The 4,752-nt window shown below is 40.4% G+C and carries 3 protein-coding genes and 1 pseudogene; 3 read left to right on the top strand and 1 reads right to left on the bottom strand.

From position 1 onward, the window contains the following. Positions 1-109 precede the first annotated feature (109 nt). Positions 110-442, bottom strand: a pseudogene (locus HMPREF2955_RS00495) (transposase); the annotation flags it as partial. Positions 443-859: 417 nt separating this feature from the next. Here HMPREF2955_RS00495 and HMPREF2955_RS00490 point away from each other — a divergent pair. The 3 genes from HMPREF2955_RS00490 to HMPREF2955_RS00480 all read left to right on the top strand — a co-directional run bounded on the left by HMPREF2955_RS00490 (position 860) and on the right by HMPREF2955_RS00480 (position 4,723). Further along, positions 860-1,138 (top strand): hypothetical protein, encoded by a 279-nt coding sequence (locus HMPREF2955_RS00490; RefSeq protein ID WP_019186864.1) that lies wholly within the window; start codon positions 860-862, stop codon positions 1,136-1,138. A gap of 153 nt (positions 1,139-1,291) precedes the next feature. Beyond that, a complete protein-coding gene (locus HMPREF2955_RS00485) occupies positions 1,292-2,545 on the top strand; it encodes an ATP-binding protein (RefSeq protein WP_019186865.1) in 1,254 nt (417 codons plus the stop codon). 198 nt (positions 2,546-2,743) lie between these two features. Continuing rightward, on the top strand, positions 2,744-4,723 hold the full coding sequence (locus tag HMPREF2955_RS00480) for a YobI family P-loop NTPase (RefSeq protein WP_070719924.1): 1,980 nt from the start codon (positions 2,744-2,746) through the stop codon (positions 4,721-4,723). The last annotated feature ends 29 nt before the right edge of the window (positions 4,724-4,752 follow it).

The following is a 4,752-nucleotide window of genomic DNA, read 5'->3' as shown; positions in this document are numbered from 1 at the left end:
GGAAACAAAACATATCGGAAAAAGACGGCGAATAATGGATGCTTACTATTAAGGTGTAGGAGTTTTCAACTAGGGTAAAAAAAGCGGCTCAGCGGAAGATTAGTGGGGGCTAGGCATAAATCTTTGAAAGTCTAAACATGAAGAACTTTATATCCGCTACCCCTCTCAGAGTCGCCCTGAAAGCCTTTATCTTTGCATTGAAGGATTCTGCAAATGCGTTTGTTGCCCTGTTCTCGAAGAGGTTGAGCACCCCGTCGTAATGTTCGTATAAGGTTGCTGCAATTACGTTGAAGCTCTTGAAGCCCGAGTTGTCGACCTTGTTGTACCATCGAGCCAAGGATAGCCTTGCCGCATCCTTGACGGTGTTCTTTGAGAATATCATGCGTAGGGAGTGCGCAAGCGAATTGGCTTCCCTGAGGTCGGGGTATTGCTTGAAGAGGATTTCAACAGACCGACATATAGCTATTCTGTTGTTGATTAAGGAATAATTGATAGAAGGTAGATATTCGATATTGATAGTTACCATAGCGATGTCAAAATATGGTGGATATTATTCTTATGTTGATATTACATTATGTATGTGGTTTACGAACTTTCTAAGGCTCATAAGCTTATTGCCAAATGTTATGTGTCCATAGCATGACCCTCATTAGAAGGTGCTCCATAAACAGCTTGGTTTGTATATCACCATCGACACTAACGTAATCCAGGATATTTATCTTGTCAAACCAAAGTGCATTGTTGCAAAAGTAGTTATTTGTTTTGATATTTCCTCATTTTATTTTCATAAATTCAATTATTGCTGTCCGCTAAACCTCTAAACAGCAAATTGCTTACACCGTCCTCATAACTCAACAATATGGAACACGAATACAACACAGCCTACATCAAGGTGGCACTCATCCGTTCTCGCCATCTTGATCCAGATATTGCCTTTGTTGTGTTTCTCCTTGCCATCTGCGACTTCTCCGGGAAGAAATACAAGTATAATCCAGCCCAGGGAGTTGATTCTTTCATTTTGTACGAGAAGAAACAATTCGACGCCTCCAAGAGTTCAAAGTGGCAACGTGGAAGAAGGATTGTATCGTATTTGACAGAAGTGTTTAGAGCAATGCCAAATACAATAGGCAAACCCTAACACAAGTATAGGTCTGGGAAAATAATGATTCGCGATAAAAAGTGTAAAAATATTGTAAATAACCGAAGATTATCAATTTTGTTTTATAGAAAACACCTAACTTTGTAAATCAAACTTTATAAGATTGTACGATTCTTATTAAATATAATTTATATGGGTGTCAGTAAAGATGTTATCAAACAGTGCCTGATTAGTAAGCAACGCGAAGTGGATGAGGCGGTGATTACGCACCGCCCCACAGACTTTGAAGAGAATGGCAACTATGTGATAGTTGGTGTGAGACATGCGGGTAAGTCGTACCTGCTGTATCAGCGCGTGCGTCAGCTGCAGGCGGCAGGAAAGGGATGGGACGAGATTCTGTTTGTGGACTTTGAGGATGAGCGTCTGGCGGAATTCCAGACGGAAGACTTTAACAGTCTGCTGGAAGCCCATCTGGAACTGTATGGTAAGAAGCCGGTGGTGTTTTTGGACGAGGTGCAGAATATTCCGCACTGGGACAAGTTCGTGCGGAGGTTGACTGATGCGAAATACAGGGTATATGTGACGGGCAGCAATGCGAAGATGTTGAGCAAGGAAGTGGCAACTACGCTGGGCGGACGGTTCTTTATCTATGATGCGTACCCATATTCGTTCAAAGAGTATCTGGCAGCGCAGCAGGTAGAACTGAGGGAGCATTGGGAGTATGACACTATCCAGAGAAGCAAAGTAAAGCGGCATCTGAATGAGTACTTCTATTACGGCGGTCTGCCAGAGATATTGTCATTCAAGAATAAAAGGGCTATGCTTTCGAGTTTGTACCAGAGGATCTACCTGGGTGACATCTGTGCCCGAAACAACATTAAGAACGACAGGGTGTTGAACATTCTGATTAAGAAGATTGCAGAGAGCGTGAAGCAACCGCTGTCGTATAACAGGCTGAAGAACGTGATAGTGGCAACAGGGTCACCCATCAGTGTGCCTACTACGATAGACTATGCGGATTATGCCGCTGACAGTTGGCTAATACTGCCCATGGAGAATGAGATTGGGAAGCTGACGGAGAAGGAGACGCAAAAGAAGTATTATTTTATAGACAACGGATTGCTGAATCTGTTCTTGATGAACTCAGAGACGTCGCTACTGGAAAACATGGTGGCGGTGGAACTATTCAGACGATACGGCAAGGAGAATGTGTATTATCTGAATGCTGACAAGGAGATAGACTTCATAGTACCTGACGAGAAGCTAGCCATACAGGTGTCCTACAGCATCAAGGATGAGACCACTTACAACAGGGAGTTGCCGCCACTGGTGAAGTATGTCAAGGCACACGAGGACTGGAAGTGTCTGCTGATTACATATGATGAGGAGGGCACGGAAGAGGGAATACCCGTGGTGCCGGTGTGGAAATGGCTGACAGAGGTGTAACTTCGGGTGAGACATCCGAAGGATGCTGAAACCACAGAGGAACGGTGGTAAGGAAGGACGGAATATGACGCAGGGTGAACGGTGGTTGTCTATATAATTTGCGAAAGTTTGTAAAAAATGTCGACTTTTGCTAATTACAATTTTGATAACATAATGATTTTCAATACTTTATTTTGATTAAAGGTTGTGGATTAAGGAATGAAAGTACAGGAATCTAAAAAACAAGAAGTGGGTAAGGCTCAAGATGAAGAGATGCCTAAGGAATATCGAACTCTTCTGTCACCTTGTAACATACCTGCGGGTGACACATCTCACCTTGCCGTGGATGACCTGAAGTTTGCTTTGGAGCAAAGCGATTCCAGGAATATTGCTATTACCGGTCATTATGGCTCTGGTAAGAGTTCTGTTGCTAATACCTGTATAGATGAAATGGGAATAGCGAATAAAGTCTTTCGTATTTCCATGTCAACCTTTTCTCTACCTTCTGAAAATGAAGATCAGAATTCAAATGAGATTGAATACAAGATAGTCCAGCATCTACTGTATAAATGCGACAAAAATAAGATATCACATTCTGGGTTTAAACGCATCCACGAACCGGTCGTGAGAAATTATGAACAATACATCATTTGTATTCTTGTTGCTTTAGCTTGTTTTGTTATAGCATTTGAACCTTCCATTTTAAGAATTGATAGCTTCTACGATGGCTATTATAGATTTTTTGGAGAGAAGGTAGGATGGTGGATTAACCTTATAGCAGATGCTTGTTCAGTAGGCTATTTGGTTTGGTTTCTGTTCTGGGTTGGCAAAATAACAGCTTTGAAGCTAAATCAATTCAGAAATATTAAAATTGAAGCAAATGGTGTTAAGTTGGAAGCATCAGCAGATGTGGATGTGTCCGTATTCAATAAGTATCTGGATGAGATTATCTTTATCATACAAGAAAACCAATATGATTATATACTGTTTGAAGACTTAGACCGATTAGATAATTCTGACAAATTGTTTTTGAAGATTCGAGAGCTGAACATGTTGATTAATGAGTCGGAAACGTTTAAGAAGCGGAGGCGTATTGTTCGGTTCATATATGCAATTAGGGATGATGTCTTTACCAGGGAGCTTAGGACAAAATGCTTTGACTATATTATTGCGGTTGTCCCTGTGATGGATCATTACAATGTGACCGACTATCTGATTAAACAGTATAAGAGTAAAGGTCTATTTAAAACCATAGACACGCCGGTGCTGGAACAGTTGTTGAGTAAGGTGACGGGACTGCGTGAGTTGAAGAACATAGTAAATGAATATACGCTTTTCCAGAAGAGTCTAAAGACGCATTTAAGTGGTGATGACGAGAACTACGAACAAAAACTGCTTGCAGTTATTGTTTATAAGAACCTGTTCCCACAAGATTTTGCTAAGGCATATTTAAAGCAGGGATTGTTTTATGCGATTTTTAAGAACAAGTCATTATTTAGTGAAGACGAGACAAAGGAAATAAGGAAGAAAGCAAATGCCTCAATTCAAAGTATGAATGAGGCACGGGAGAAGATAATCAATATTAGAAAACAATACCTTGAAAAACTAAACGATCAGGTTGAAGTTACGACTCTGATAAAAAACGGCTATGATTATACCTTGAGACAGGTGTCAAGTAGGGATAATCTCTTTGAACTGTTTATTAACGATGAGTTTGATAGATATACTTACACTGACCATAACCGTGAGGAAATTGGCAGTATGACCTATAATTTCGAATTTGATGAGATTGAGAAGAAAGTCACGGAGGATATAGGCTATTATGAGGCCATTGATGAGCATTCACAAGCATATAATAGGAGTAACGATGAAAGGCTGAAACTCGAAAAGGAGATAAAGGTAATCGAGAATACTGCTTTACGGGAAGTCTTAAGAAAGATAGGGGGAGAAAAAGCCCGTGTGATTTTCAATAAGATATACGTCAAAGAGTACACGGCCAAAGAAAATGAGTCTAAGACCATGAATAATGAAATGGTAGATACTCTATTAACCATGATTTATGGCGGGTATATCACTGAAGATTACTATCTCTATATTTCAAAATTCTATGAAGGATCTACATCTGAGAGTGATTATCAGTTTATCAATGCTGTTTTACAGGGTACTGAACGGGCGTACGATCATAAACTAAATAACTAAAGTTTCCCACCCTAATAAATCGATAGAAA

It is taken from the genome of Prevotella sp. HMSC073D09, from assembly GCF_001814145.1.
Taxonomy (GTDB): domain Bacteria; phylum Bacteroidota; class Bacteroidia; order Bacteroidales; family Bacteroidaceae; genus Prevotella; species Prevotella conceptionensis.
This window is presented reverse-complemented; position numbering and strand designations above follow the sequence as displayed.

Excerpts from the sequence above, each read along its gene's own strand:
- HMPREF2955_RS00490 (WP_019186864.1), top strand. The coding sequence starts at position 860 with ATGGAACACGAATACAACACAGCCTACATCAAGGTGGCACTCATCCGT.
- HMPREF2955_RS00485 (WP_019186865.1), top strand. The coding sequence starts at position 1,292 with ATGGGTGTCAGTAAAGATGTTATCAAACAGTGCCTGATTAGTAAGCAA.
- HMPREF2955_RS00480 (WP_070719924.1), top strand. The coding sequence starts at position 2,744 with ATGAAAGTACAGGAATCTAAAAAACAAGAAGTGGGTAAGGCTCAAGAT.